The following is a 24,972-nucleotide window of genomic DNA, read 5'->3' as shown; positions in this document are numbered from 1 at the left end:
TGCTCGTCGAAGCTGATGGTCCGCGTCCTGCCCTTATCGTTGCTGTAGCGGTACTGTGCTCGGCCATTGCGGCTGGTGACCGTGTCCGGCTTGCCGAATGTGCTTTCGATGTCGTCACGGGTCATGCCTGGGCGGACCTGCTGTTTAATCAGGGCATCCCGCCTCGCGCTCCCGGTTATTCGGTTTCCGCATCCATCATCCTGTGCGCCTACAACGGTAAGGCTCCGGGCAGGCTGCCGCTTTGGCGTCTTACGTTTTGACGATTTGGCCAGAGGTACGGCTTTTCCGGAGCTGGGTGTCGCGTTCACCGCTTCCTGAAGTCGTGCGGTCTGATCGATCGGACACCCTTGTCTGGTAAAAGTGAGGTTGCCTGCTGCATCGCTGCAGCGATAGATGCTCGCGGCGAATGTCGGGGCGGCCGAGAGGAGCAGGGCGCAGCAGCTTGCAGCGATCAGTTTGTTCATGGTCGTCCTCCTTGACGATGGGGCGAATCAGCCTAGCCAAATACTTCTTGGTTCGCAGCGGTGCCTTCTCGCAACGTGAATGCGTCCACATTGATAGCGTGGGATCCCTCTTTGGCTACCCGCAAGCGATTGTATTGCCTGTATTTCGCGGTCGTGCATGGTGGTTGCGGTGGTATTATTACGCGGTCCGCCCTTCGGGCTCCTGGATCCCGCTCATGGATTTGCCCAGTAGTCGTATAAAACCTTCGCTTGCCAATCACGTTTTGAATGATTGATCCCCTGGCGCGCTCCGACCGCTGGGGGTGGAGTGCGCCATGACTGAAGTAGAAGCAAAAAAGCCGCAGGAAAGTCTCCAGGATCGTCTGGCGCAAGTCGTCGAGCTGCTCCATCGCCACAGAATCGTCGAGGATCTGGCGCATCGCCAGAGCCAGGAAGGGCAGCACCAGGATCTTGTAGACAACCTGGTCCATCGCCAGAATCTCGTTGAACTCCAACGTAAGCTGGAGGCCCTGCACCCGGCGGACATCGCCCACATCCTCGAAGCCCTGCCGCTCGACGATCGCCTGACAGTCTGGCAACTGGTCAAGTCCGATCGGGACGGTGACATTCTGCTCGAGGTGTCCGATGCGGTCCGTGAGACGCTGATCGCCGACATGGACGATCATGAGCTCCTGGCTGCCGCCAAAGAAATGGATGCCGATGAGCTGGCTGACCTGGCAGCCGAATTGCCGCGAGACGTTGTTCACGAACTGATGGAAACGCTCGATGCGCAACAGCGTGAGCGTGTCCGATCGGCGCTTTCCTACGAAGAGGATCAGGTTGGCGCACTGATGGACTTTGAGATGGTCACGATCCGCGAGGACGTGAGTCTCGAAGTCGTGCTGCGGTACCTGCGGCGGCTGAAAGAACTGCCTGGCCATACCGACAAGTTGTTCGTTGTCGATTACGACGGCGTGCTCAAGGGGGTTCTGCCGATCAAGCGATTGCTGGTCAATGACCCGGAGCGGCATGTGGCCGAGGTGATGGCCAGTGATCCGGTGACATTCCATCCGGACGAGGATGCGTACGAGGCGGCCCAGGCGTTCGAGCGCTACGACCTGGTTTCGACGCCGGTTGTGGACAAGAGCGGCAAGCTCATCGGCCGCCTGACCATTGACGAGATGGTCGACCTGATCCGTGAGGAAAGCGAAAGCGAAGTGCTCAACATGGCGGGTCTGCGCGAGGAAGAAGATATCTTCGCCTCAGTATGGAAGTCGCTGCGCAACCGTTGGGCCTGGCTCGCAGTCAATCTGATCACGGCGTTTATTGCGTCGCGTGTTATCGGTCTGTTCGATGGGTCGATTGAGAAGCTGGTTGCATTGGCTGCGCTGATGCCGATAGTCGCTGGCATCGGCGGCAATTCAGGCAATCAGACTATCACCATGATTGTTCGAGCCATGGCGCTGGATCAGATGGGAACCGGTAACAGCGCTCGCTTGCTACGCAAGGAAGCTGGCGTTGGGATGCTGAATGGCTTGATATGGGGTGGCGTTATTGGCGTCGTGGTCTACTGGCTATACGGTAGCTGGTCGTTGGGCGTCGTGATGACCGCAGCTATGACCCTCAATCTGTTACTCGCGGCGTTGATGGGCGTGCTGATCCCGGTGACTTTGGCTCGTATGGGTCGAGACCCGGCGCTGGGTGCCAGCGTCATGATTACTGCCGTAACCGACAGCGGCGGTTTCTTCATATTTCTCGGGCTTGCAACGATTTTTCTGCTCTGATCCGCTCCGCCTGCGTCGACTTGGCGTTTGCCTTGCGCCTGTTGTTCAGGCTACTGTTCTGAGGTTTCGCACTAGCGAACGCTCTAACTCGAAGCGAATAACAGGCGGCTCGAGCCGCTGATAGAAAGGGAATCCCGATGACCCCCAGCGAGCTCCTCCTAGAAGGCGTCGAACTTATGCTGTTCGGCTTAGGTTCCGTCTTTGTCTTTCTCGTTTTGTTGATTGTCTGCATTCGCCTGATGTCTGTTGTGATCGGCCGCTTCGACAGTGTGCCCACCGCTCAGTTGGCTTCCAGCAAGCCCGCTGTGGCTGAAGTGGATGCCGATCTCCTTACGGCAATCCAGACCGCTATCCATCAGCACCGCGCTCGTCGTGGTTGATTCAGAACAGGGAGTTCCCTTCATGACATCTGTCAAACAGCCGCTCGGCATTACCGATGTGGTGCTTCGTGATGCGCATCAATCCATTCTGGCCACTCGTGTTCGCCTTGAAGACATGCTGCCGATTGCTGGCAAGCTCGATCAGGTTGGCTTCTGGTCCGTCGAGTCCTGGGGAGGAGCAACCTTCGATGCCTGTATTCGTTATCTTGGCGAGGATCCATGGGAGCGCATCCGCGAGTTGAAGAAAGCCATGCCCAACACCCGGCAGCAAATGCTGCTGCGCGGCCAGAACCTGCTGGGCTATCGGCATTACGCCGATGATGTGGTTGAAAAGTTTGTCGAGCGTGCGGCGGTTAATGGCGTCGATGTGTTTCGCGTATTCGATGCAATGAACGATCCGCGCAATTTGGAAACCGCTCTGCGTGCGGTCAAGCTGCAGGACAAGCATGCTCAAGGCACCATTTCCTACACCACCAGCCCGGTGCATACCCTGGAGATGTGGGTCGACCTGGCCAAGCAGATCGAGGATATGGGCGCCGACTCGGTGGCAATCAAGGACATGGCGGGCATCCTCACGCCGTATATGGCTTATGAGCTGGTTTCGCGGTTGAAGGCAAGCCTGTCCATTCCGATCCACATGCAGTGTCACGCCACGGCGGGCCTGTCTACGGCAGCCATTCTCAAGGCTGTCGAGGCGGGTATCGACAACGTCGATACCGCTATTTCTTCGCTTTCTATGACCTATGGTCATTCCCCGACCGAGTCAGTAGTGGCAATTTTCCAGGGCACGGAGCGTGACACTGGGCTCGATCTATTGCTGCTGGAGGAGATCGCCGCGTACTTCCGGGAGGTGCGCAAGAAGTATGCAAAATTCGAAGGCACGCTCAGGGGGGTCGATTCGCGCATTCTCGTAGCTCAGGTGCCGGGTGGCATGCTGACTAACATGGAAGGTCAGTTGAAGGAGCAGGGTGCGCTCGACAAGTTCGATGAGGTGCTCGCTGAGATTCCCCGTGTCCGGGAGGATCTCGGGTTCATTCCGTTGGTAACGCCGACTTCTCAGATCGTCGGCACCCAGGCAGTCATCAACGTGCTCACCGGTGAGCGTTTCAAGTCCATCACCAAGGAAACCGCTGGCATCCTCAAAGGTGAATACGGCGCCGCACCGGCCCCTTTCAATGCTGAACTGCAGCAGCGCGTTCTTGATGGTGCTGACGTGATCACCTGCCGCCCTGCTGATCTTCTACAGCCGGAAATGGAAAAGCTGACGGCGGAGCTGAAAGGACTGGCCCAGGAGAAAGGCATCAAGCTTGCTTCGAACGAGATTGATGACGTCCTCACTTATGCATTGTTTCCTCAGATAGGCCTCAAGTTTCTTGAAAACCGGGGCAACGCCTCTGCTTTCGAGCCGATGCCGACCGGCAAGGAACAGGCGGCGCGTGAGTTGAGCGTACCCGAGGTCTACACCGTGGAAGTCAACGGCAAGACCTTCGTTGTTCAGGTCAATGAAGGTGGTGATATCGAGGGGCTCAAGTCTGTTGACGTGGGTTCGGGTGTCCTGCCGACAACCGCTTCTGTGCCAGCCGCGGGTGCAGGCGAGCCTCAACCGGCTCCGCTAGCCGGCAACATCTTTAAAGTGCTCGTGCAGCCCGGTCAGTTGGTTCAGGAAGGGGATCTGGTGATCATCCTCGAAGCCATGAAGATGGAGACTGAAATCCGTGCATTCAAAGCCGGCACCGTTTCAGGTGTGAACGTCAAGGTCGGCGACGCGGTGTCGGTGGGCGATAGCCTGCTGACGATCGCATAAGGAGCGCTGCATGGATAAGTTGCTCAAGCTGTGGCACAGCACCGGTCTCTATCACATTGAACCTGGTCAGCTGCTGATGATCGTGGTTTGCCTGGGGTTGATCTATCTGGCGATTCGCAAGGGGTTCGAACCCTTGCTGCTGATCCCGATCGGGTTTGGTGGCCTGCTGGCTAACATTCCCGTTGCCAACATGGCTGAGGGCGCCGGCATCCTCCATCTGTTCTACGAAGTCGGACTGCCGACCAGCGTGTTCCCGCTGTTGATCTTCATGGGTGTCGGTGCGATGACCGACTTCGGGCCAATGCTAGCTAACCCAAAGACGCTGCTGCTCGGCGCGGCGGCGCAGTTCGGTATTTTTGCCACCTTGCTTGGCGCATTGTCTCTGGCGGCAATGGGCATTCCAGGAATGGAGTTCACCCTGCGTGAGGCTGCGTCGATTGCGATTATCGGAGGCGCGGACGGTCCCACCTCGATCTTCGTTACGGCAAAGCTCGCGCCGCATCTGTTGGGGCCGATTGCTGTCGCGGCTTATTCTTACATGGCGCTGGTTCCGTTGATTCAGCCTCCGATCATGCGGGCACTGACGACCAAGGAAGAGCGCGCCATTGTGATGACGCAACTGCGCCATGTCGGTCAGGCAGAAAAGATCGTCTTTCCGCTCATGCTTGCTTTGATGGTAGGTTTGCTACTGCCGGATGCTGCACCGCTGGTAGGCATGTTCGCCTTTGGTAACCTGTTGCGGGAGTGCGGCGTCGTGGATCGTCTGGCCGACACCTCACGTAACGCGCTCATCAACATCGTGACCATCGCCTTGGGACTGACTGTCGGCTCCAAACTGTCCTCCGAAGCCTTCCTGCAGATGAAGACCCTTGGGATCCTGCTGCTTGGCATGGTTGCCTTCTGTGGCGGTACGGCGGCGGGCGTACTGATGGCGAAGTTCATGAACATGTTCAGCACAAACAAGATCAACCCGCTGATCGGATCGGCCGGTGTGTCGGCAGTGCCGATGGCGGCGAGAGTGTCGAACAAAATCGGGCTGGAGGCGAATCCGCAAAACTTCCTGCTTATGCACGCCATGGGGCCCAACGTGGCAGGCGTTATTGGCTCGGCTGTTGCTGCGGGGGTTCTGCTTAGCTTTGTGGGCTAGCGCTTAAGCTGACGTGCAGTATGGGGCAAAAAAAGATGCCTGCGCTAATTAAGGTGCAGGCATCGTTCGTTTCATGTTACGGATAGATCCAGCATGTCGCCACGGTGGCTAGTGACGCAAGCTCACCAAATGCACTTGCTCTGAGAGCTGTCAGGGCAGTTTGCGCTAATCGCCAACACCGAGGCGATCAGTCTTCTTCTTTTGCGGCTTCGGCATCCTGCGCGATAAGTGCAATCAGTGCGTTTTGCTGACGATGGGCCAACTGGCGAAAACGCTGCAGCAGTTCGCGCTCATGCAGTGTCAGTTCAGGGCTGTCTAGCCGCATTGCGGAATCGTCATCAAGCGCACCTTCCTGAAGAAGGCTTTGCTCCAGGCGGGCAATAATCTCGGAATTCATACTGCGATGATGGTTCCGCGCAACCTCTGCGATACGCTCTCGCATTCCGTCTGGTAGGCGAACCACGAATTTGTCAGCCGTGCGGCTGGAGTAAACTGCCTGCTTCATTGGGCGCATATTAAACCGGTTAGTTAGGTGGGCGATGGTGGCTTATTGCCGTTCTAGTCACCGGTCTGACACCAAACAGCACCTGCTGTTCCACGACCTGCGAAAAAGATGCTGGACAACATAATGGCGCCAATTATACGGCGACATTTCTAAGAGTAAAGGCGCTATGGTGGCCAAGAGCCTTTATTGTGATCCAGCACTGATCTCGGTGGTGTGATGCGTAGCTAGCGAAGCACCGGGTCGAACTTGATTCGGCGCCCCAGTAGCAGCGTAATAGTGAACAGCACAGCGAACACCACCGTGCCGCCCATGACAAGCGTATCCCAGAACCCCGAAAAGGTGGAGCTGGCCCTCATGGCACCGCAAAACATGCCGAGCGCAAGAAATAGATATCCATAAATAGACATTTTTAATCTCCTTGTAGAACTTTCACGAAGCAATGCAAGTCGTTAAAAGACCCAGCGCTTCACCTGCGTAGGCATGCTTTGCGCGCCGCTGCTAATCGTGCTCGCTGGCACGGAGAGCCTTGTAGGGGCCGCCTGGGATGCTTTGGATGCAGGCTGCATATGATCCGTCTCTGGTACGGTTTCAAGCAGCGGAATCGCAACAGCCGCCAGTACGGCAGTGCTGAGTAGGTGGGCTGGGCGTAGCATCGGCGTCTCCATCGCTTAATTTTCAGGTAATTAAGCACCTCCCGTGCCAATGGTTTTTGTAAAAAAATACCTTAATAATCAGATGCTTAAAAAGATGTTGTGAATGTAGTCAATGCGCTTTGCAAGATTGTTCGTATCTCAGTCATGCAAAATGCAAGGCGGTGCGTGCCCGTAGCGACCTGCCGTTATGCGAGGTAGCCGTATAGAGCGGCGCGGGCATGACAAACGCGCCAATGCTCGCTAACATGCTGCCGCCCGCACGTCCCAGTAGCTCAATTGGATAGAGCATCCCCCTCCTAAGGGGAAGGTTGTGAGTTCGAACCTCGCCTGGGACGCCATACGCGCCGCACCCGCCAGCCTTTTTCACCTACTCTCACGCCCGCCCATGGGTGCAATGTGGGTGCAGCCATCAATGGAATGATCAGATGGAATACAGCGCAATTGTTGCCGGAACTGGCTTCGAGGGGCGTGCTGGCCGTATTCGGCTAGCAGTGAAGAAAGGCATGACTGTAAAGCTGGTGCCTGAGCCGACCAACTCATACGACAAAAACGCTATCGCTGTTTATGTCTCCGCCAGGGCTTGGTTTACGCTTTTCCTTAAGTCCGAAGTACACATCGGCTACATCAAGCGTGATCGCGCAGAGTTTTTCAGCCGAAAAATCGATGAAGGTGGCAGGATCATTTCTGCCTCAGTCAAATCGGTCTACCTAGATCGAGACCATCCACGGGTGACGCTGACAATCTTAACTGACTGGTAGGAAAAGCCCGCCAGCGCAAAGCATGACGGGCGTTCCCCCGATCCAGACTCACTCTGGTCGGGCCTGGTCCAGACTCACTCTGGCCAGTAGTGGTCCCCTAACGCGGGGTCCGGTTAGCTGTCACCGGCCTAATGTTTCTGCATAAGGAGGGCTGGCCGCACAGCATGACGGGGTTTTAATCGAGCGAGGCACTTCCCGTCTTATCCTCGTCCTGGTTATCCCGAAGGCCGTCCAGGCTACGGTTAAACCTAGATCAAACCGACTTGGCACATACAAACCAGCTCGGTCATGTTGTTGTTCGGCAGCAGCGCCTCAATGTCATATTTTTTGCCGTGGTAGGCGAAGCGGTGCGTCGTGGTCAGGTCGTCGCGATAGGCGATGGTCACTCGCGTGGTGGTGGTCGATTGCTCGGCAGCAGCGGCCAGGAACTCGCGCCCGTTCACGCCCTCAATGCTCGCCCATTCGGTGCCGATCGTTGCCCAGCCCTGAACCATTTCCCCGGTCTGCGGATTTTGCGTGCTGCTGTACTTCTGAATCTCGACGGGGTGTCTACGGCGTCCGGTATTCATCACAGCACCGCCATCGTGCGATACGGAGCCAGCAGCAGCGTATATGCAGTGCTCTCGTACAGAATGCGGTCGGTTTGCCGTTCCCGGTTGATGTACAGGTCGCCGGTCAGCAGCAGGACAGCGGCTTGAATAGGTTCCGGCAGCGGATCGGGCATATCGTCGCCCAGGTACTCAGCAACATGGCCAAGGGCGGCGTCCAGGTAAAGCTGGATCAATCCGTCTTCCAGGGCGTGCATCACGCGCAGGTGTTGCTTGGCTTCGGCCACGGTAATCATACGAAGAACACCTCGGTATCAATCTCAAACGGAGCGGCGGCGGCTTGTGCGGCCCCCATCGCCATTGCTAGGGCTTGCAGGCCGTCGATGCGGCCTGTTCGGCGTGACTTGTCCAGCTTGCGGTTTCCGGCTGGGTCTTTGGTGGCTACGGCATTGCTCGCGCACATGGTCAAAACGGGTTGGTTGCCGTGGGCGATGCGGCCGTTCAGCAGCTCGGCTTCCAGTGCATCCAAAGCCGGAGACATATCCTTGAAACCTTGGCCAAACGGCACGAGCGGCAGATCGAGGCCCAGCCGGTCCAGCTCCTTCTTGAAAACGTCCATACGCCAGCGGTCGAACGCCACGGCTTGGATGTCCACGTCAGACAGGATCTCGGCCATCTCAGCGGCCACATATTCATAATCAACCGATGCGCCAGGGGTGGTTCGCAGATAGCCTTCTGCGGCCCACTGGTCATACGGGGCGCGGTCTTTCTTGGCGCGGTCGAACAAGCCCTGTTCAGGCGTCCAGAAGTACGGGCGAACCTGCCAGACGTTCCCGGCCTTGCCGACCAGCACAAGCGCGGTAAGGTCGGTTCGGGCGGACAGGTCCAAGCCGGCATAGACAGGCCCGTCGAAGGGTTCCGGCTCAGCGTCGCAGGCCATCCACACGTCAGGCGATACGAACGGGCTGTCGAGACTCACACGCTGATTCAGCAGCAGGTTGCGGGCGGTGTTGCTCATGCTCGGCATACGGGCGGCCTGTTGCATCTGCTCGCGTAGATCGTCCTCGGAGCGGAACAGGCCCAGCGCCGGGTTGGCCGCTTTCCACGCTTCCTCATCCAACAGATCGCAGCCTTTCGGGGCGGTGTACAGGTGGCAGACGATCCTCGGATCTTTCGACTGCTTGGCGTCGTCCAGCCACTGCGAAAGCAGATCCTGATCGTTTGCCGCTTGGGTACTGATGGCGATCAGCAGCGGCGCAGCGTGGGCACCTTGTGACGTGGTGATTGCATCCACGAAGTCAGACTGCGGCCCTCGGATCTGGCCTATCTCGTCGAGGATGGCGAGCACCGGAGAAAGGCCGTGTGCCGTCTTGCCGTCAGCGGCCAGGGCACGAAACTCGGTATTCAGCGGCAGTCCCAGCAGGCGCTTACCCGATGGCACGATGCGGACGATCTTCGACAGTGCCGGCGACTGCATGACCATCTTCGATGCCAGGGCGAACACCAACGACGCCTGGTCGCGGCTCATCGCACCGGACACTAGCTGGCTGTTCTGCTTGGCCTCGGGTCCGATCAGGTGCGCCAGAATCAGGCCGGCGATCAAACCGGATTTTCCGCACTTCCTCGCTACTGACAAGATCGCGCGCCGGGTTCCGGCTGGGTTGTCGTACACGTCGCGGATGAACTGTTTTTGAAACTCAGCCAGTACCATCGGCTTGCCCACATCCGCACCTTCCGGCACGACGCAATACTTCTCGATGAACTGGATGATCTTGGCGGCGCGGGTCATTGCATCGTCGCCATGGTCGGGATCAGGTCGTCATCTAGCCGGTGGCGAGCATCACGCTCCAGGGCTGCGGCCTTGGGTAGCGTCTCGGACTTGCCCACGGTGGTGATGGTATCGACCTTGAGCTGTCGGCCAGTTGCCAGGGCGCGGCGGCTCATGTTTTCGAGGATGGCGATCGCCGGATGGGCCTTGCCGTCCAGGATGAAACCCTCGGTATCTATCTGCCGTTGCAGTGTCTCGATGTCTGCATAGGCGCGGGCAAGGTTGCCGGCCAGGATCAGGTCAGCATCGGTCCAGGTATCACGCGGGCGAGCGGTGACGATGGCATCCCAGAACGGCTTCGCCTGCTTGCTCACGCGCACAAAGGCCGGAGGCGGCAGTGGGCCAAGCGCAACGGCCTGAGCGGCTGCTACGGCTGCTTTGGCGCTGTCTGAGCGGGGGCGGCGTGGTGTCGTTTTCATGGCGATTAGCAATAAAAAAGCAGGGAGGGGGCGGTCTTCCCTTCTGCGGTTGCTGGTGATTTTTCGCGGTTCCACGGATGCGCCGGATCAAGCGGGATGCCGTTCACGTCGCAGCCCAGGTAAACGCTCTTGTCCATCGACGCTGCTGTCTTGAGCGAGTGGCAGTCATGGCACAGGCTCTGCAAATTCTCTCGGCTGTTGTCGTCCGAGTAGTCCTCGCGGCTGTCCTCGATGTGATCCACGTCAGTGGCAGGCACTACCAGACCACGCGCCTTGCACATACGGCAGAGCGGTTCCTCTGCCAGTACCTGAGCGCGAAGGTTCTTCCAGGCGGTGCTGTTAAGACTTAACGTCCGACGCTTCTTCATGCGTTAACCTCGTTAACCTGCTCGTTAACTTGATCGTCCAGCCCCTCGATGGCTGGCAGGTTCTCGATGCGGCGGACCTCAGACTTGAGCATCCATCCATCCTCGATGCCGCGCTGGTAGAAGCTGGCTCGGGCAAGTGAATCGCCGCGCAGTAAAGCTTCCACGTTGTGCTCGACGAAGAAGGTCGGGTTGTTGATGCAAGCGCGGTTGATGGCTTGCTCCCACATGACAAGGTGGCGGCGCAGGGTGTGAGTGATGAACATCCGGGACAGCTCGACGGTGTTGCTGTAGTTGCCGTGACGAAGATCACCGACCATCGTTGGCGGTACGCGGAACAGGCGGCAGACCTCTTCCACCGATAGCTGTCTTGCTGCGATCCACTCGGCATCCTCCAGCGTCATGCTCACAGTCTTGAACGTCGCGCCTTGAGGCAGTACGGCGGTCTTGCCGTGGTTGCCGACACCGGCTTGGCCAGTAGCCCAGGACTCGCGGATCTGCCCGGCCTGCTCGCGGGTTGTGCCAGGTGGTGTCTCGATGACGCCCGATAGCTTGGTGCCTTGCTCGAACATCTTGGCGCCGTGGGTACGCTCGGCCAGGGCAAGGCCGATAGTGTCGCGGGCTACCTGAATGGGCGAACGTCCGAGAATTCCGTCGTCACTGTGATATCGCAAATGCAATACCTCATCGGCCAGCAGGCGGCGCACTCGGCCCAGGCGGTCGGTGGTTTCGTACAGCAGCTTTCCGTCATGGGTGGTCAGCACCGTGACGCTATCGGGGTGCATCGGCAGCAGAGCTTTAACCGAGCCGTTCGGGTTCCACACGATTTCTGCAAAGGCATTGCCACGCAGCAGGACGTGACGCTGCATCTGCTCGCGAAACTCCATCGCGGTCTGGTAGTTGTTCGGGGTGTCGTGCAACAAACGGTACAGCGGGTGGCTGCGGGCCTTCTCGCGTCCTTCTTCGGTGCGGCGATACACGTCCAGCGGCAGGCTGCCCACCGTCTCGGAAATTGCGCTCACGCACCCATAGACGGTTGAAACACTCTCGGCGGTCGTGGTGTTCACGTCTACGCCAGCCACGCCGGGGAAGCCGCTAATGCGGTCGTAATAGGTGTCATAGGCCGGGGTGGTCGGCTCGGGGCTGCTGCGTTTGAACAGGCGCGGGAATCTCACTGGCAAGCCTCCAGGTAAAGGCGGGCGAGGCGTACCGAACGCGGCAATTTGCTGCGAACTTGAACGCTGGTTGCGTCATAGGCGGGATTGGCGGTGATAGTCACCTCGAACAGGTCAACATCGCGCAATTCTCGAACAGGCTTCGCGCCTTCGCTCCAGGCGTCTTGCACCGGAAGGAAGCCAAACGAACAGCCGGCAACGTCGCCACGCTTCACCAGTTCGGCCAGGTCGCGGCCTAGGGTGGTGTCGGGAAGGTCCAGCTCGAAGGCCAGCCCCTCAGAATCTTGGGTTAGTCGCAGGGTGCCGGAACCCAAGCGGCCTAGGAGCGATTTGCCATCGTGCTCATAGACCGCCCGAATGTTTCCAGCAGATGCGGCGGCAAGCGTGCGGGTGAAGGCACCGGGGCGGATGACCTCGACGAACTCGCCCAGGTCAGTTTCCACGTTGAACCGAGCGGCATAGCCGGTCAGCTTGCGTCCGTCAGGCTTCAGCCCATTGCTTGCTCGCCGCTCCATTGCTTAGGCTCCAGTCGCTACAACGAAGCCTTCAGGGTGGCGTACAGCGGTATCGACGGTGGCCATCGCACGCACCTGAATGCCGCCTCGGCTGTAGGCTGGCTCGGCGTATGGGTTCACCAGAATGTCCACCTCGCTCCAGACGCCCAGCATGACTTGCGAGAAGTCGCCCAGGATCAGCGTATCGGCCGGCACGCTCTTGCTGGTCGCCAGACCCAGGCCAGCCATCAGGCCGTTGTCGAACAGGAAGCCGCTACCCGATCCAGTGACCTTCTCAGCAGCAGCCATTGCGGTGCGGATGGCGGCGGTGGTCAGCCAGCGACCGTTCGCGATCTCCACGTCATCGAGCAGTTGCAGCATCGCCAGCACTTCGGCCCAGGTGTCAGGCAGGCCAGTAACGGTCTGGATGCCGGCGGTGTTCAAGATTCCCAGCGGCTCGCCACCAGTACCGGAACCGTTGATGATGGCGCGGTCGATCTGGCGGGCGATCAGGGCTGCCAGGTCTTCACGAACAAGCTGTTCGATAGCCGGGCTGGACTGCTGGATAAGCTGGCGGCTCATCTCGGTTTTGCCACCAACGTGTTTCGGCGTCAGCGTCACCTGGTCGAAGCTCATCTGGCTTTCTGGCACTGCCTGACCTTCAGTGACCCAGCCGGTTTCCAGACCGCTTCCGAACTTCGGAATTGCCACGTTGCCACGCAGGCCGGTCAGGGTGCGGATGCCCAGCGAGCGAGCCAGCAGGGCTTCACGCAGCGGGCCAATGTAGTCCTGAGCGCGGTGGTCAGTGCCTACCAGTTCGGGAGCGGTCGCGGTGGTGTTGGCGCGCTTCTCCAGCGAGGCGAACGGTACGAAAGCGCCCTCGGCTTTGCGGCCGCTGCGGTGTTCAGCTTCGCGGGCATATTCCAGCTCGGCACCGTCCAGGCTGCGGCCTTCCATCTGAGCGCGGATGACCTTGGTCACGCTCACGGAACCGGCCAAGCGATCAAAGTCGGCAGACGGTGCGCCCGATACCGGAGTGCCAGCGGCGCGGCGTTCGACTTCGCCCAGGTACTCGGCACGCTCGATCTGGCCAGCCAGGGCGCGTTCTTCGGCCTTCATGGATTCAAAGGATTTGGTTTCGTCGGCAGACAGATCCCGGCCAGCATCGGCGGCAGTGTCTACCAGGGTTTTCATGGCGGCGACCTTGGCGGAGCGCTGCTCGCGTAGGGCGGAAATCTTCATGCAGTGATACCTGTTTTGGTGGTTTATCAGATGCCACCATAGGGCATTATTACCAGTCAAAACAGTGGGTTACAGTGCAGTAGAAGGGGGCTTTGTCCTGTCTGGTTTGGTCTTGTTTGAGGGTACGAGTGGCAGGGTATGGAATCCGACGAACGGTTATCGCAACAGGTGTTGAGCGGACGTTGAACGGTCGTTGCGCTAACGTTGAGCCAACGTTAAACAACCGTGTTTGCACCAGACGTGCACCGGGCAAAGCACTACCTAGGCGAAACCCAGAAAAACCCAGCCGGTTTCTGTTGGGTTTTGGTCCGACTCGGATCGTATGGTCTGTCTCGAAGTGTCAGAACTGACACAGTGTGTTGTAGCTGACGCCCTGTCCGAGAATCGGGACTTGTTCCAGCGTGGCGGAATTACTCCAGACTGGCGTTCTTGCCACGCTCGGAGGCTACCGGGTCGGCCGGAACTCAATGCCAGCAGCTCAAGCACCGGCCTAAATTCCATGTAGTGGGTGGTATATGTATAAGGGTGTTCAATTTTTGAACCTACAAAACCCCGAAAAAGGCCGATTACAGTTCATTTTTTGAACCACTAATGCGTAGTGGAAAAACAACCGGACGGAACAGGAAAAGAGCGGTTCAATTTTTGAACTAGGTGAGTTCAAATTCTGGACTAGAATAAATCGAATTCATACCGCCAGCTTCCGACTCGGAACGGTTGACGGAGGCACCTCCAGATCCTTTCCGCTGCATTCATCAATCGGTTCCCAGGTGAAGGCATACAGCGTCGGCTTGGCCCCGTCACGGCTGCGGTTGTGCTGCCTGGTGCGCACGATGAGGTTTCGGTCTTGTAGCTCCCGCAGAGCGCCAGCAAGCGTTGCCTTCGCCATACCGCCCCAAGCATCCATCATCGTATGCGTGGCGGCCAGGTCACCGTTGTTGCGGCCATTGAATTGGTAGCCGAGCACCATCAGTACCTTCAGCGCGGACGGCGACAGTTCGCGAAAGTCTGTTTGAGCCATCAGGGCTTTGGGAAGCGATAGCGCGCCCATTGGCCCCCAACTCACCTTGGGCTTTTTCTTGGCCATACAGAATCCATACAGAGGCCGGCAGGGCAGGGCGCCCCACCGGCAGGAAGGCCACTAGGCCACTTCGGACATCAGGACGTACTGGCCTACGCGATGGGGCGGGCGCCCGGCGTCGGTCGGCTGATAAGTCCACTCTGTACGGATATCGAAGCCGCGTTTACGCAGGCGTCGGACTACGCTCGGCGGATGAACTATATCCAGATCGTTGGCCGCTTCGATGGTGGTTACTGGATGAATTCTCAGTGCTTCTAGAAGACGCCGGTCTTGTTCGCTGGCTGAGTGTGCTGGCATTATTGAGTCCTCACGTTGGTTGTGTCCGATGTGCTTTGCCCTTGGCGGGGGTGCAACCCCGCTTTGGGTTTCTTCTTCACTTCCCTTCTCATATCCATTGCTCCCGGTCTGGCGCGGCGTAGCCCCATGCTTCGTTTGCAGCGGCGTAGACCATAGAGCCCAGCGCGGCGATGGCATAGGCGAGGCGGTCGCGGTCGTCGTCGGTCAGCTGGTGGTCATTCTCGTCAGCGCCAAGTAAGCGGCCTATCCCTTCCAGCCCTTTGCCGGCATTGGAAAGCATCTCGGTCTGGCGCTGGATCACGTCGAAGGCTTGGCGGTCGGTGATGCGGCTCATAACGCACCCCCTACAACCATCGCCTGCAACCTGATTTCCTGGCGCAAGCTGTGAAGCCGGCCGGCAAGCGGGTGGTTTACGTTGCGCATAGCAGGCAGCACAGTACCGGCAAGGATGGCGTCCAGCTCCGCTGCATAACCGATGATCGCCCTCATTGCTTCGCGCTCCCGGTGCGCTTTTATGCTGGTGATGTTATTCATCTCGCCACCTCCGCACGGGCCGCGCCCAGCTTCTTCAGCGACTCCAAGTCAATCAACGTGACCGATGCCGGTAGGGTTAGCAGGCCCAGCACAAGGCCGGCCGCGTCCAGCAGTCTGATAGTCATTGGAAGTCCCTCAGTGTTGCCGAGGCGAAGCGGTCGATCAGGTTCTTGTCGCCAGCATCGAAGCACTGGCTTAGCAGATCGGTCGCGCCATTGGCGTGCAGTTCGTGCAGGTCGATTTGCACCGAGCCAACGTCCGTCGCGGCGTCAATCAGAACAGTGTCGTTCTCCAGATCCACGATCAGCCTGCGCAGTTGGAACGGGCGTAGCAGATGGTCGAGGCTCATTGCGCGTCCTCCATGAAATACTCGATGACTTCAGCAGCGCTCAGGTCGAAGCGTGCGCCAGCGTCGATTCGGTTTGTTGCCGTTTCCACCAGCATGAACCCGCCGCCGTTATCGACGGACAGGGTGCGCTTGCTGGATTTGATGGCCGAATAGCCGTGCTTTGCTGCGACTCGACGGGCCTTGGCTTCCAGTTCAGCGCTCATCGGGCGTTCTCCTTCGCCATACGGTTCAGCCAGGCCTTCAGTTCCTCGATCAGGATCAGGCGGCGCTTGCCTGCCTTGAAAGAAACCAGCTCGCCTCGGGCGATAGCTTCATAGATGGCGGAACGGGTGGTGCCAGATGCGCGGGCGGCTTCTTCAGGCCCGACAGCGAGGGGTTGCAGCGTTGCGAGTTGGGACATGGTCTTCTCCATCCTGGCGAGGAAATTGGCCAGGTGAAGCAATCCTATTGGACAGTCCGGTAAAGTGTCAATACACGTCGTACGCGTAATTCATGGATTGACGCAATAATGGGTTAGCCCTTATGTTGTACGTTGTGCCTACTAAGGAGTTTTATCTTGGCTCGCCAAGCGAATAGAAATCGGAGTCAGACGCTATCCCTACGCATAAGCCCTACAGTGCGCTTTGGGCTTGAGCGCTGCGCGAATATCTATAAAGGGTCTATGACGCAAGTCATTGAGCGCGCGCTTATGCGCTTGATGGCAAGTACCGAGTTCGACGCCCCTGAATATGTTGACTCCTACAACGAGGATGGGAAGGTCACGCTTAACCACATCGTTAAGTTGGCTTGGCATGACGATGAAGTGATTCGTCTGTTGAGGCTTGGTTTGATCGCGCCAAGGCTTCTGTCAGATACCGAACGCTTCATTTACGAGGTTTACTCGGGTATTACGAAGTACCGCCCCAACGGTCAGCACGGCGGAGACGTATCGTTCCTAGGGCAGGACGATGTCTTTGATGGCGTGCACGGGCTCTCTGCTGCTTACAAGCAAGACGGCCTGCGATTCGATGTCGAAAAATGCCGCGAGCATTTCCATACCTTGAAGGCAGACAGTGAGTTTCTATTCGTCGATTCGCTTGCCCAAGGCGGTAGTCTCGATGTGGAAAAGCCGGCGGATTTCGGGAAATTCAGCTAAATCAGCTCAACCGCCGCCGCCTTGCTATCCGGCGCAAGGTGGGCATAGCGCAGCGTCATCTTGATATCCGTATGCCCCAGCAGATCGCGCACCGTGTTCAGCGGTACGCCAGCCATAACGAGCCGTGACGCGAAGTCGTGGCGCATATCGTGCCAGCGGAAGCCCACGATGCCGGCGTTCTTCAGCAGCTCCAGCCAGGCTGTTTTAACGTCAGTCATGGGCTTGCCTTTCTCGCCAGGGAAAACATAGCCCGTTCCGCTCGTTTGCTCTTTCCAAGCCTTCAGCGTGGCCAGTGCCTCGGCGTTCAGCGGGATATGCCGCGTCTCGTTTGTCTTCGCACCTTCGCCGGCTACGGTTAGCGTCTTGCCCTGCAGATTCACTTCCTGCCAACGCAGATTGAACACCTCGCCACGTCTCATGCCGGTGTTGAGCGATAGCAGCACCATCGGCTTCAGATGATCTGTAAAGGCCAGGGCGCGAAGGTCCGGCAAAGGCTCCCGGTTGCGCTTGGTGCGCCATTCGTTCGCACTGTCACGCTGTGCCCGGGCGATCTTCTCCCGCGTTTCTAGTGCTCCCCTAAGGGCTATATTTTCCTCTTTCGACAGGTAGCGGATGCGGCCGATTGAATCGACCTTAAGTGCCTTGATTCTGTCGAGAGGCGAGGCGGGCAGGTAGTCCCATTCCACGGCGCGGCTGAATACGCCGCTGATACTGCCCATCTTCCGATTGACCGTTGACGGCTTGTTGCCCGCGTTCAGCCAGGCGGTGCGGATCTGCTCCAAGTCGCGGCCGGCGATCTCATCGAGGCGGGATAGCATGATCGGCTCGAAGTAGTTATCGAGGGTATGCCGCGTCTTGTCGTAGCCTTTGTGGTGCGCCTCGAACCACGGCATATAGTGGTCGTCGATGAACTGGCGCAGGGTAGGGAGGCCGGCACCCTTGCGGCCCTGAGAGACGGCCAGTGGTTCGCCGTGCTTGCGGGCTTCGTTGAGGTATTGCAGCGCTTCTTCCTGAGCCTGAGCGAGCGTCAGGATGCCGACACGGCCCAAGGTCTTTTTGCGACCACGCGCCCAAGTGACGACATACGACTTCGCACCGGCAGCAGTAACGCGCACGAACAGGCCGGGGACGGTAGTATCGTGAACCTCGTATTCCTTGCCGGTGACTTCCAGGCTGTTCAGCCGACGCGCCGTTAGCTTCTCTCTCACAGTGTTCCCATGGGTGCAGGGTGGGTGCAAAAGTGACTATACGGGGCTGATTTACCGGATGCAATGGGACGCTAAGTGCCTGATTTACAAGGTAAGTGCTTGATACATAAGGGGTCTGTTTAACCCTCCTAAGGGGAAGGTTGTGAGTTCGAACCTCGCCTGGGACGCCATATGTGCGCTTCATCCCATCTGGCCTGGATAGCAATTGCTATAGGTCGCTGCCTTGATTTGCTTCGATGGCATATTCCGTCTGACTAAAAGCCAGCTATCGCCCCTTCCTGTCCATGCTATGACCTAACGAAACGTTGGTGGCTGCACGTAAGTTCGGCGACCCATCATGGCCGCGATCCGCAGGCCTTACGCTGCTGACAGGTATCTAAAACGGCATCTTGGCTCTCGTCTTTAGTTGCCGCAGGCGGCTCGATCTCTGTGTCAGCCGACTGCTCAAGTATCGTCGATACCTATCGAACGGCGGGGGGGCTCAAGCTTGGGGTGGTCTGGCCGCGCTGCGGCTCGCTTCCATGCAGCAAGCGCTGTGTAAGTGTCCTGTCTCGACGGCTACGGGACGGTTGCATTGGAAGATGGGTCCTGGTGTTCGCTGTTCGGATCCCAGGCGCAGTCGAATGCCCGTATGGGCGTTCCCCCTATTCAGCCTGCATCGGCGTTGCGCGTCGCCAGTTCCCATCCCTTGGTCGCCGTCAGGTTAACCGCAAGCTGATGGGCTGAGAGTAGAGCGTTTAGCTTTGCTTGATCTGCATGGCAGTGAGGAGGCTGACCGCGGATTCGATAAGAGGCGACAACATCGGTATCGGCTCTGCTTTGTATCAGCTAAACCGGTCGGTGACCTGGTCGCGTCGGGCTTCGCGTTGTAGTTGATAGACGAATCGTTCGATGTGCCGTTGCGTTAAACCACTGATGCGATAAAAGCGCATCCCGCAGAACGTAAGATCGAGTTTTTCGTCGAACACGACGTGTCTGAGCTCGGCAGCGGTTGTCACAACGCCAAAAGGTAGCTCCAGGCGGAGCTGATCATAAACCTGCCCAGACTGGAGGCTGGTTTGCAAGTTGCCGGGGAGACTCAGCTTGCAGCCTGTTGCTGACATATCCAGCAATTTACCAACCAGTGGCTTCTTGACGGCCTTGCCGCCCAATGCGGCAGCGATGGACTGTCCGCTCAACGTGGCGCGATAGGCGTTCCGCCGCTGGTGATAGAGGATCTCATCGGGTAGCGGGGCCCAGTAGCAACGTGCATCGTCCAGTTCGCCAAGGTGCACTGGGTGTGGATTGTTCCAGGCAATCCGCACACCCTCATGAAAACCTTCAATCTGGAAAGCTTCTCCGGACGCCATCAGCCGCTCACCGTCGTTGGGTATCAGCTCGTCTAACGCAAGCCAGCCCTTGTCGCGGTTTATCTCTACCAGATAAGTCTGATACCGCTGAGTACGATCGGCAAAACGGAGTTGTAGCGGAATATGGTTATCTAGTAATGGTCGCAGATTCGCCTGAATCTCGACTGGGGTCTTGAGTATCTGAGGAGGCTGAGGGCCTTCACCCTCGGCGAAAAGACTAGACACTTGCGTTGCTCTCCGGCATGTAACGACGTCAGCCGCATGATAGCACTATGATGTTATTCGGCTGCGTATGGTTCAGGCCTGGCTGAGCGGGCGATGATGAGTGCTCTTGGCGGCAGTTCCACGGCGATCATACAAATCCGGGGTTTGGGTCGTCCCTTGTAATACCTGCAGCATGGTGCCTATGGCGCCCTGGTTGGCGCGGATAAGCTTGCCGTTTCGCTCATTGGCCTTGCGGCACTCCCCGAGGACGCGTTCCAGCTGTTCTGCTTGGGCAAGGATTTCGTTGCCTATCTCCGAACCTGCAGCAAACTGTGCCAAGCCGTTCCGGTCGGGGCTCAGCTGTGCCGCGGCCAATGCCTGGCTGCGCAGAGTGCCGTGTTGGCTCAAAAGCGCTAGCAGCGCCTGCTTTTGCGTGAGCAGCTGTTCCAGTCGGCCGAGATTGCGTTCGGCAAGCGCCAGATATTCTGTGTCGGTGAGCTCGCGCAGTGTCTGGGCGGTGCCGATATCGTCAATCAGCTGCTGAAGAAGTTCGGAATCTAGCATAGGGGCCTCTGTTGCACTTACGCCTGCTCACATTGGTGCCGGCTTAGCGTTGGCTTTCGAACGTTAGCAGCTTCGATGCTACTCGCTGGCTGTCTACCTGATAGCTGCCATCGGCGATTGCCTGTTTGATCTGTGCAACACGTTCCTGATCAACAGCGGGCTGCTGGTTCAGTTTTTCAGTGGTCTGCTGAAGACGCTGTGCTTCCGGGCTCAGCTGAACACTCTCTCCCGATACCGGATTGTTGCCGATGTTTTTCACTTCGTCCGTGGGTGTTTGCTGAGTTGTTGATCGCTCAGCGCTCTGGACGTTGCTGCTACGCCCAGTGCTTGATGAATTGACGGCGTTATTAGGCCGGTTGAAATCGATAACCATGATCGAAACCTCGAATAAGTCAGGACGCTTGCCTGCTTTTCGGCAAATCCAAGTGAAACTTTAGCCCTATTTTCATGCAGACGGCTGGCGCAGCAGTGCGCAGCTTCACATTGCGACTTCCACGTGCCCAGGACCAACGATGCGAGCTTTGATCGTACGTCCGGATCGTTGATTTTTGACTCGGATCTGAGCGCCAAGTGCGCCGTCAGATAGCGCTTCACCGGGCATTCTTACATTTATCGTAGAGTTTTTCGCGCTGATTACTACCTGGTCGCCTTTGCGAACTATTTCAGCTGCGGATAGGTAGGTTGGAGGTAACACCTGATCGGGTAGCGCGCTGCGGGTAATCTTGTTGCCAAGCACCTGGTCAAACGACGTCAAGTAGCCCTGGGTCAGCGTGCTGACGTCGCGTTCGGCAAGGGTGACATCGGCTAGCTGTATGACGCTTTCACGCGTCAAAGGCCGTCGGGCCACGATAACTTCACGGAACAAATGGACTTGTGCGGGAACGAACACGGACCAAGGCGAGCTACCTTCACAGCTAACCCGCACGGTGGTGCGACCAACGGGCTGTGCCGGGCTTTCGAGTCTGGTCGTCAATGCTTGATTGCAGGCCGCCAGACGAAGGCGCGGATCCAGTCTGTTCAACTCGATTTCATGGCGCGCCTCGATTTGGCTACGCTGTAGATAGTCGGTTACTTCTCTCTCAAGAAAACCGCGGGTCGCGTCGATAAGCTGTTCAGGTCGCGTGTAGCTTGCTGAGTCAGCCAGCTGGCTCAGCCCGCATAAAATCGCCAACAGGAACGCTTGGCGAAGCGTCTTGCATGGATGCCGGAAAAAAGTCGTCTGCTTGCTCATACCTTGGATTAAAGCAAGGCGCGTGCCGTCTCGAAACAGGCTGAGGGCGCAAGGCAGGCAGAGCTCGGTGTTACCTGTGCAGGTCACGTCAGCGCCAGATAGTCTGCGCTACAGATGTCTGTCCATTCATCTCACACGCAAGAGGAAACTGGCATGGCCGGTGTATTGGATTCGGTTAACCAGCGTACCCAACTGGTGGGGCAGAACCGTTTGGAGCTGCTGTTGTTCAGGCTGGACGGCAAGCAGCTCTATGGCATCAATGTTTTCAAAGTCAAAGAGGTGCTTCAGTGCCCTCGGCTCACCGTTATGCCCCGGTCGAGCCCGGTGGTAAGGGGAGTGGCGAACATACGGGGTAGTACGCTTTCTATCCTCGATCTCTCAGCTGCCACCGGGAAGCCGGTGCTGCAGGATCTGCCGAATAGCTTTGCCATCATCGTCGAGTACAACACTAAGGTGCTCGGTTTTCTGGTCCGATCAGTTGAGCGGATCGTCAACATGAATTGGGAAGACATCCTACCGCCGCCCAAAGGTGTGGGGCACGACCACTATTTGACGGCAGTGACTCACGTAGACGAACAGATGGTGGAAATCATCGACGTTGAAAAAGTACTCGCGGAGGTCGCGCCTGTGTCGGAAGCGCTCTCGGTCAGCATTGCAGACGAGGCAACCAGTAATAAAGCGTCAACCAGTCGAGTACTGATTGTCGATGACTCGTCTGTTGCGCGAAAGCAGATCATGCGTTGTCTACAGAATCTGGGTATCGAGGTCGTTGCGCACAACGATGGGCGCCAGGCGTTGACCTATCTGAGAAAGCTGGTAGCGGATGGCAAGAAGCCATCTGACGAATTCGTGATGATGATTTCCGATATCGAGATGCCGGAGATGGATGGTTACACCCTGACGACCGAAGTCCGCCAGGATCCGGCTATGCGTGATATGCATATTCTGCTGCATACTTCGCTTTCCGGTGTGTTCAACCAGAGCATGGTCAAGCGGGTCGGAGCGGATGATTTTCTCGCCAAGTTTCAGGCAGACGATCTAGCTAATCGAGTGATAGAGCGGATCCGGAATACGGATAACAAATGAGGCTTCGTCCTCGCAATATGACGGGTGGGCATAATTAGTGTCAGGTGATCCGGATTTCGATCAGTTCCGAATATTCCTCGAAAAGACGTGCGGCATCTTGCTGGGTAACAACAAGCAGTATTTGGTTTCCAGCAGGTTGAACAAGCTGATGGAGCAGCAGGGGCTCAAAACGTTAGGCGATTTGGTCAGGAAGATCCAAGCCCAGCCACGCAGCGGCCTGCGTGAGCAAGTCGTGGATGCGATGACGACTAACGAAACGCTATGGTTTCGGGATACCTATCCGTTCGAGGTGCTGCGGAGTCGGGTTCTGCCTGAGCTTTTGAAAGGCTCGCCGGGTCAGCGCTTGCGTATCTGGTCAGCGGCCTGCTCCTCCGGGCAGGAGCCTTATTCGTTGTCGATGAGCATCGACGAGTTCGAACGCACCAGCCCTAGCCAGCCGAAGACAGCCGTCCAGATCGTCGCCACCGAATTGTCAGGGGCCATGCTTGCGGCATCCAAGGCGGCTGAATATGACAGTCTCGCCATCGCTCGCGGGTTGTCCAGTGAGCGGTTGCAGCGGTATTTCGACGTCAAGACCCCCGGCCGTTGGGTGGTCAAGCCCGCGATCCGCAGCCGCGTCGAATTTCGCGTACAGAACCTGCTCGACAGCTATGCTGTGCTTGGCAAATTCGACGTGGTGTTCTGCCGCAATGTGCTGATTTACTTTTCCGCCGACGTCAAGAAAGACATCCTCAAGCGGATTCACGCGACATTGAAACCGGGCGGATACCTGTTTCTGGGTGCATCCGAAGCGCTGAATGGGCTACCCGAGCTCTATCAGATGGTGCAGTGCAGTCCAGGCATCATATACAAGGCTAAGTAGCCTTTAATCCGTGACAAGGGGCGGCAGGAATCTGTCGCCATGGCCTGGATAAGCGGCAAAAAGCGTGGTCAGGCTTTGCCGCTTTTGACGCCTGATCAATCTCCTTCGCTGAAAAAAGCTTATATATCAGCGGTTTGCATAAATGGCATGACCCTTGCTGGAGGTTTGCTAAGCAGACCTGTATCCCGCGAAGGGCTAGATCATGAGCATCAATTTCGACAAGGCACTCGGCATCCATGAAAAGGCGCTCGGTTTTCGCGCTCAGCGCGCCGAGGTACTTGCCAACAACATCGCCAACGCTGACACCCCCAACTACAAAGCGCGTGATCTGGATTTCAGCTCGGTTCTTGCAGCGCAAAACAGCAAGAATCAAGGCGGGTTCGGCGTGGCCGTGACCAGCAACAAGCATATCGCCGCGCAAGGAATGGAGATCGCTGATCCCGGCTTGCGCTTCCGCACCCCGGCACATGCATCGCTCGATCAGAACACCGTGGATGCTCAGGTCGAACAAGCGGCTTACGCCGAAAATGCCATCGACTTTCAAGCAAGCTTCACCTTGCTCAACAGCAAGTTTCGGGGGCTGATGAGCGCCCTGCGCGGCGAATAAAAGGAGCGAAAATCATGTCCCTCAGCAGCGTCTTCAACATCGCCGGCAGCGGCATGAGTGCCCAGAGCACTCGCCTGAACACCATTTCCAGCAACATCGCTAATGCCGAAACCGTCTCGTCCAGCGTCGATCAGACTTACCGCGCACGTCATCCAGTATTCGCAACCATGTTGCAACAGGCAAACGGCTCACCGAACGAGTCGTTATTCGCCGAACAGGACCAAGCAGGCGCCGGCGTTCAGGTGCTCGGTGTGGTGGAAGATCAGAGCGAACTGCAAGCTCGCTATGAGCCCAACCATCCTGCGGCGAACGCCGAAGGCTACGTGTATTACCCGAACGTCAATGTCGTCGAGGAAATGGCCGACATGATTTCTGCCAGCCGTTCGTTCCAGACCAATGCCGAGTTGATGAACACGGCCAAGACCATGCTGCAAAAAGTTCTGACCCTGGGCCAGTAACCCTAACGAGAGATTGCCATGAGCACGACAGGCGGCGTCAGCGGTACCGGTTCGGTACTTGACCAATACCAGATCAAAGATCGCGAAGTTAAGAGCAACGACCTTGGCAAGAATGAGTTTCTAGAGCTATTGGTCACTCAGCTAAATAATCAGAACCCGCTGGAGCCCCAGGAAAACGGCGAGTTCATTGCCCAGCTGGCGCAGTTCAGCACCGTTGAAGGGGTGGAGAAACTGAACTCGAGTATGGAGACCATGCTGTCTGGGTATCAGTCATCTCAGGCGCTGCAAGCCTCTTCGCTGGTTGGGCGCAAGGTCATCGTGCCGACCGATAAAGCGGTCGTGGATACCAGTGAAACCTTCAAGGCCAGCATCGTGCTCCCGACAACCAGCAGCAACGTGGCGGTTAACGTCTATGACAGCGCCGGTACGGTAGTGAATCGGATCAATATGGATCAGCAGGAAGCT

General features: G+C 57.7%; 35 protein-coding genes and 1 tRNA gene. 12 read left to right on the top strand and 24 right to left on the bottom strand.

Going from position 1 to position 24,972, the window contains the following annotated elements; all coding sequences use genetic code 11:
* Positions 1-464 (bottom strand): DUF4124 domain-containing protein (locus tag PSTU_RS21445; RefSeq protein WP_080571229.1); only part of this gene is annotated, 464 nt, incomplete at its 3' end.
* Positions 465-778: 314 nt separating this feature from the next.
* Between PSTU_RS21445 and mgtE the strand changes: the two genes are divergently transcribed.
* From mgtE to PSTU_RS0120205, 4 genes are all read left to right on the top strand, one after another.
* Positions 779-2,227, top strand: coding sequence for a magnesium transporter (gene mgtE / locus PSTU_RS0120220; RefSeq protein ID WP_019342841.1), 1,449 nt, complete (start codon positions 779-781; stop codon positions 2,225-2,227).
* 137 nt (positions 2,228-2,364) lie between these two features.
* Positions 2,365-2,607, top strand: a complete 243-nt coding sequence (locus PSTU_RS0120215) for an OadG family protein (RefSeq protein WP_019342840.1) — start codon at positions 2,365-2,367, stop codon at positions 2,605-2,607.
* A gap of 22 nt (positions 2,608-2,629) precedes the next feature.
* The gene (gene oadA / locus PSTU_RS0120210) at positions 2,630-4,411 is read left to right on the top strand and encodes a sodium-extruding oxaloacetate decarboxylase subunit alpha (protein ID WP_019342839.1); all 1,782 of its coding nucleotides are present in this window, start codon (positions 2,630-2,632) and stop codon (positions 4,409-4,411) included.
* Between the two features lie 10 nt (positions 4,412-4,421).
* A complete protein-coding gene (locus PSTU_RS0120205) occupies positions 4,422-5,558 on the top strand; it encodes a sodium ion-translocating decarboxylase subunit beta (protein ID WP_019342838.1) in 1,137 nt (378 codons plus the stop codon).
* A 187-nt stretch (positions 5,559-5,745) separates the two neighbouring features.
* Here PSTU_RS0120205 and PSTU_RS0120200 read toward each other — a convergent pair whose 3' ends face one another.
* Both PSTU_RS0120200 and PSTU_RS0120195 read right to left on the bottom strand, forming a co-directional pair.
* Complete coding sequence (locus PSTU_RS0120200) at positions 5,746-6,072, bottom strand: Arc family DNA-binding protein (RefSeq protein ID WP_019342837.1); 327 nt, start codon at positions 6,070-6,072, stop codon at positions 5,746-5,748.
* 215 nt (positions 6,073-6,287) lie between these two features.
* On the bottom strand, positions 6,288-6,470 hold the full coding sequence (locus tag PSTU_RS0120195; RefSeq protein ID WP_019342836.1) for a PA3371 family protein: 183 nt from the start codon (positions 6,468-6,470) through the stop codon (positions 6,288-6,290).
* A gap of 507 nt (positions 6,471-6,977) precedes the next feature.
* On the opposite strand from PSTU_RS0120195, the gene PSTU_RS0120185 reads away from it, so the two are divergent.
* Positions 6,978-7,054: transfer RNA gene (locus PSTU_RS0120185), tRNA-Arg, on the top strand.
* A gap of 87 nt (positions 7,055-7,141) precedes the next feature.
* Positions 7,142-7,474 (top strand): HIRAN domain-containing protein, encoded by a 333-nt coding sequence (locus PSTU_RS0120180; protein ID WP_019342834.1) that lies wholly within the window; start codon positions 7,142-7,144, stop codon positions 7,472-7,474.
* 248 nt (positions 7,475-7,722) lie between these two features.
* On the opposite strand, the gene PSTU_RS0120175 is transcribed toward PSTU_RS0120180, so the two are convergent.
* From PSTU_RS0120175 to PSTU_RS0120105, 16 genes are all read right to left on the bottom strand, one after another.
* Positions 7,723-8,043, bottom strand: a complete 321-nt coding sequence (locus PSTU_RS0120175; RefSeq protein WP_019342833.1) for a phage head closure protein — start codon at positions 8,041-8,043, stop codon at positions 7,723-7,725.
* The gene (locus tag PSTU_RS0120170; RefSeq protein WP_019342832.1) at positions 8,043-8,318 is read right to left on the bottom strand and encodes a head-tail connector protein; all 276 of its coding nucleotides are present in this window, start codon (positions 8,316-8,318) and stop codon (positions 8,043-8,045) included. The genes PSTU_RS0120175 and PSTU_RS0120170 overlap by 1 nt, the downstream gene beginning before the upstream one ends.
* On the bottom strand, positions 8,315-9,811 hold the full coding sequence (locus PSTU_RS0120165) for a terminase large subunit (protein ID WP_019342831.1): 1,497 nt from the start codon (positions 9,809-9,811) through the stop codon (positions 8,315-8,317). Before PSTU_RS0120165 ends, PSTU_RS0120170 begins: the two co-directional genes overlap by 4 nt.
* Complete coding sequence (locus PSTU_RS0120160; protein WP_019342830.1) at positions 9,808-10,269, bottom strand: P27 family phage terminase small subunit; 462 nt, start codon at positions 10,267-10,269, stop codon at positions 9,808-9,810. Before PSTU_RS0120160 ends, PSTU_RS0120165 begins: the two co-directional genes overlap by 4 nt.
* A 5-nt stretch (positions 10,270-10,274) precedes the next feature.
* Positions 10,275-10,637, bottom strand: a complete 363-nt coding sequence (locus PSTU_RS21055; protein WP_019342829.1) for an HNH endonuclease — start codon at positions 10,635-10,637, stop codon at positions 10,275-10,277.
* On the bottom strand, positions 10,634-11,809 hold the full coding sequence (locus tag PSTU_RS0120150; RefSeq protein WP_019342828.1) for a phage portal protein: 1,176 nt from the start codon (positions 11,807-11,809) through the stop codon (positions 10,634-10,636). The genes PSTU_RS21055 and PSTU_RS0120150 overlap by 4 nt, the downstream gene beginning before the upstream one ends.
* Positions 11,806-12,324, bottom strand: coding sequence for an HK97 family phage prohead protease (locus PSTU_RS0120145; protein WP_019342827.1), 519 nt, complete (start codon positions 12,322-12,324; stop codon positions 11,806-11,808). The genes PSTU_RS0120150 and PSTU_RS0120145 overlap by 4 nt, the downstream gene beginning before the upstream one ends.
* A gap of 3 nt (positions 12,325-12,327) precedes the next feature.
* Positions 12,328-13,545, bottom strand: a complete 1,218-nt coding sequence (locus tag PSTU_RS0120140; protein ID WP_019342826.1) for a phage major capsid protein — start codon at positions 13,543-13,545, stop codon at positions 12,328-12,330.
* A 685-nt stretch (positions 13,546-14,230) separates the two neighbouring features.
* The gene (locus tag PSTU_RS0120135) at positions 14,231-14,629 is read right to left on the bottom strand and encodes a MarR family transcriptional regulator (RefSeq protein WP_019342825.1); all 399 of its coding nucleotides are present in this window, start codon (positions 14,627-14,629) and stop codon (positions 14,231-14,233) included.
* Positions 14,630-14,683: 54 nt separating this feature from the next.
* Positions 14,684-14,920 carry a helix-turn-helix domain-containing protein gene (locus PSTU_RS21440; RefSeq protein ID WP_080571228.1) on the bottom strand — a complete coding sequence of 79 codons (237 nt, stop codon included), beginning with the start codon at positions 14,918-14,920 and terminating at the stop codon, positions 14,684-14,686.
* A gap of 88 nt (positions 14,921-15,008) precedes the next feature.
* Positions 15,009-15,254 (bottom strand): hypothetical protein, encoded by a 246-nt coding sequence (locus PSTU_RS0120130; RefSeq protein WP_019342824.1) that lies wholly within the window; start codon positions 15,252-15,254, stop codon positions 15,009-15,011.
* Positions 15,251-15,454, bottom strand: coding sequence for a hypothetical protein (locus PSTU_RS0120125; protein ID WP_019342823.1), 204 nt, complete (start codon positions 15,452-15,454; stop codon positions 15,251-15,253). The genes PSTU_RS0120130 and PSTU_RS0120125 overlap by 4 nt, the downstream gene beginning before the upstream one ends.
* Positions 15,451-15,579, bottom strand: a complete 129-nt coding sequence (locus PSTU_RS22215; protein ID WP_019342822.1) for a hypothetical protein — start codon at positions 15,577-15,579, stop codon at positions 15,451-15,453. Before PSTU_RS22215 ends, PSTU_RS0120125 begins: the two co-directional genes overlap by 4 nt.
* Positions 15,576-15,803 (bottom strand): hypothetical protein, encoded by a 228-nt coding sequence (locus tag PSTU_RS0120115; protein WP_019342821.1) that lies wholly within the window; start codon positions 15,801-15,803, stop codon positions 15,576-15,578. Before PSTU_RS0120115 ends, PSTU_RS22215 begins: the two co-directional genes overlap by 4 nt.
* Entirely contained in the window at positions 15,800-16,006 is a 207-nt protein-coding gene (locus PSTU_RS0120110) for a hypothetical protein (RefSeq protein ID WP_019342820.1), read from the bottom strand. The genes PSTU_RS0120115 and PSTU_RS0120110 overlap by 4 nt, the downstream gene beginning before the upstream one ends.
* Positions 16,003-16,203, bottom strand: coding sequence for a helix-turn-helix domain-containing protein (locus PSTU_RS0120105; protein ID WP_019342819.1), 201 nt, complete (start codon positions 16,201-16,203; stop codon positions 16,003-16,005). The genes PSTU_RS0120110 and PSTU_RS0120105 overlap by 4 nt, the downstream gene beginning before the upstream one ends.
* A gap of 261 nt (positions 16,204-16,464) precedes the next feature.
* Between PSTU_RS0120105 and PSTU_RS0120100 the strand changes: the two genes are divergently transcribed.
* Positions 16,465-16,938: a hypothetical protein gene (locus tag PSTU_RS0120100; protein ID WP_019342818.1), complete on the top strand. Its 474-nt coding sequence runs from the start codon at positions 16,465-16,467 to the stop codon at positions 16,936-16,938.
* Here PSTU_RS0120100 and PSTU_RS0120095 read toward each other — a convergent pair.
* From PSTU_RS0120095 to flgA, 5 genes are all read right to left on the bottom strand, one after another.
* Complete coding sequence (locus PSTU_RS0120095) at positions 16,935-18,146, bottom strand: site-specific integrase (RefSeq protein WP_019342817.1); 1,212 nt, start codon at positions 18,144-18,146, stop codon at positions 16,935-16,937. The genes PSTU_RS0120100 and PSTU_RS0120095 overlap by 4 nt on opposite strands.
* 824 nt (positions 18,147-18,970) lie before the next feature.
* The gene (locus PSTU_RS0120090) at positions 18,971-19,720 is read right to left on the bottom strand and encodes a flagellar brake protein (RefSeq protein ID WP_019342816.1); all 750 of its coding nucleotides are present in this window, start codon (positions 19,718-19,720) and stop codon (positions 18,971-18,973) included.
* A 72-nt stretch (positions 19,721-19,792) separates the two neighbouring features.
* Positions 19,793-20,263, bottom strand: coding sequence for a flagella synthesis protein FlgN (locus PSTU_RS0120085; RefSeq protein WP_019342815.1), 471 nt, complete (start codon positions 20,261-20,263; stop codon positions 19,793-19,795).
* A gap of 43 nt (positions 20,264-20,306) precedes the next feature.
* Entirely contained in the window at positions 20,307-20,636 is a 330-nt protein-coding gene (gene flgM, locus PSTU_RS0120080; RefSeq protein ID WP_019342814.1) for a flagellar biosynthesis anti-sigma factor FlgM, read from the bottom strand.
* 105 nt (positions 20,637-20,741) lie between these two features.
* Positions 20,742-21,494, bottom strand: coding sequence for a flagellar basal body P-ring formation chaperone FlgA (flgA, locus tag PSTU_RS0120075; RefSeq protein ID WP_019342813.1), 753 nt, complete (start codon positions 21,492-21,494; stop codon positions 20,742-20,744).
* Positions 21,495-21,647: 153 nt separating this feature from the next.
* Here flgA and PSTU_RS0120070 point away from each other — a divergent pair, with 153 nt between their 5' ends.
* The 5 genes from PSTU_RS0120070 to PSTU_RS0120050 form a co-directional block, all read left to right on the top strand.
* Positions 21,648-22,580, top strand: coding sequence for a chemotaxis protein CheV (locus PSTU_RS0120070; RefSeq protein ID WP_019342812.1), 933 nt, complete (start codon positions 21,648-21,650; stop codon positions 22,578-22,580).
* Between the two features lie 37 nt (positions 22,581-22,617).
* The gene (cheR, locus tag PSTU_RS0120065; protein WP_019342811.1) at positions 22,618-23,442 is read left to right on the top strand and encodes a protein-glutamate O-methyltransferase CheR; all 825 of its coding nucleotides are present in this window, start codon (positions 22,618-22,620) and stop codon (positions 23,440-23,442) included.
* A 202-nt stretch (positions 23,443-23,644) separates the two neighbouring features.
* The gene (gene flgB, locus PSTU_RS0120060) at positions 23,645-24,049 is read left to right on the top strand and encodes a flagellar basal body rod protein FlgB (protein WP_019342810.1); all 405 of its coding nucleotides are present in this window, start codon (positions 23,645-23,647) and stop codon (positions 24,047-24,049) included.
* A gap of 14 nt (positions 24,050-24,063) precedes the next feature.
* A complete protein-coding gene (gene flgC / locus PSTU_RS0120055; RefSeq protein ID WP_019342809.1) occupies positions 24,064-24,507 on the top strand; it encodes a flagellar basal body rod protein FlgC in 444 nt (147 codons plus the stop codon).
* Positions 24,508-24,525: 18 nt separating this feature from the next.
* The coding region (locus tag PSTU_RS0120050) for a flagellar hook capping FlgD N-terminal domain-containing protein (RefSeq protein ID WP_019342808.1) at positions 24,526-24,972 on the top strand (447 nt) is incomplete at its 3' end.

The sequence above is a fragment of the Stutzerimonas stutzeri SDM-LAC genome (genome assembly GCF_000235745.1).
GTDB classification, from domain to species: Bacteria; Pseudomonadota; Gammaproteobacteria; order Pseudomonadales; family Pseudomonadaceae; genus Stutzerimonas; species Stutzerimonas stutzeri_H.
Note: the sequence above shows the minus strand (reverse complement) of the source record. Positions and strands in the feature narration are given on the sequence as shown.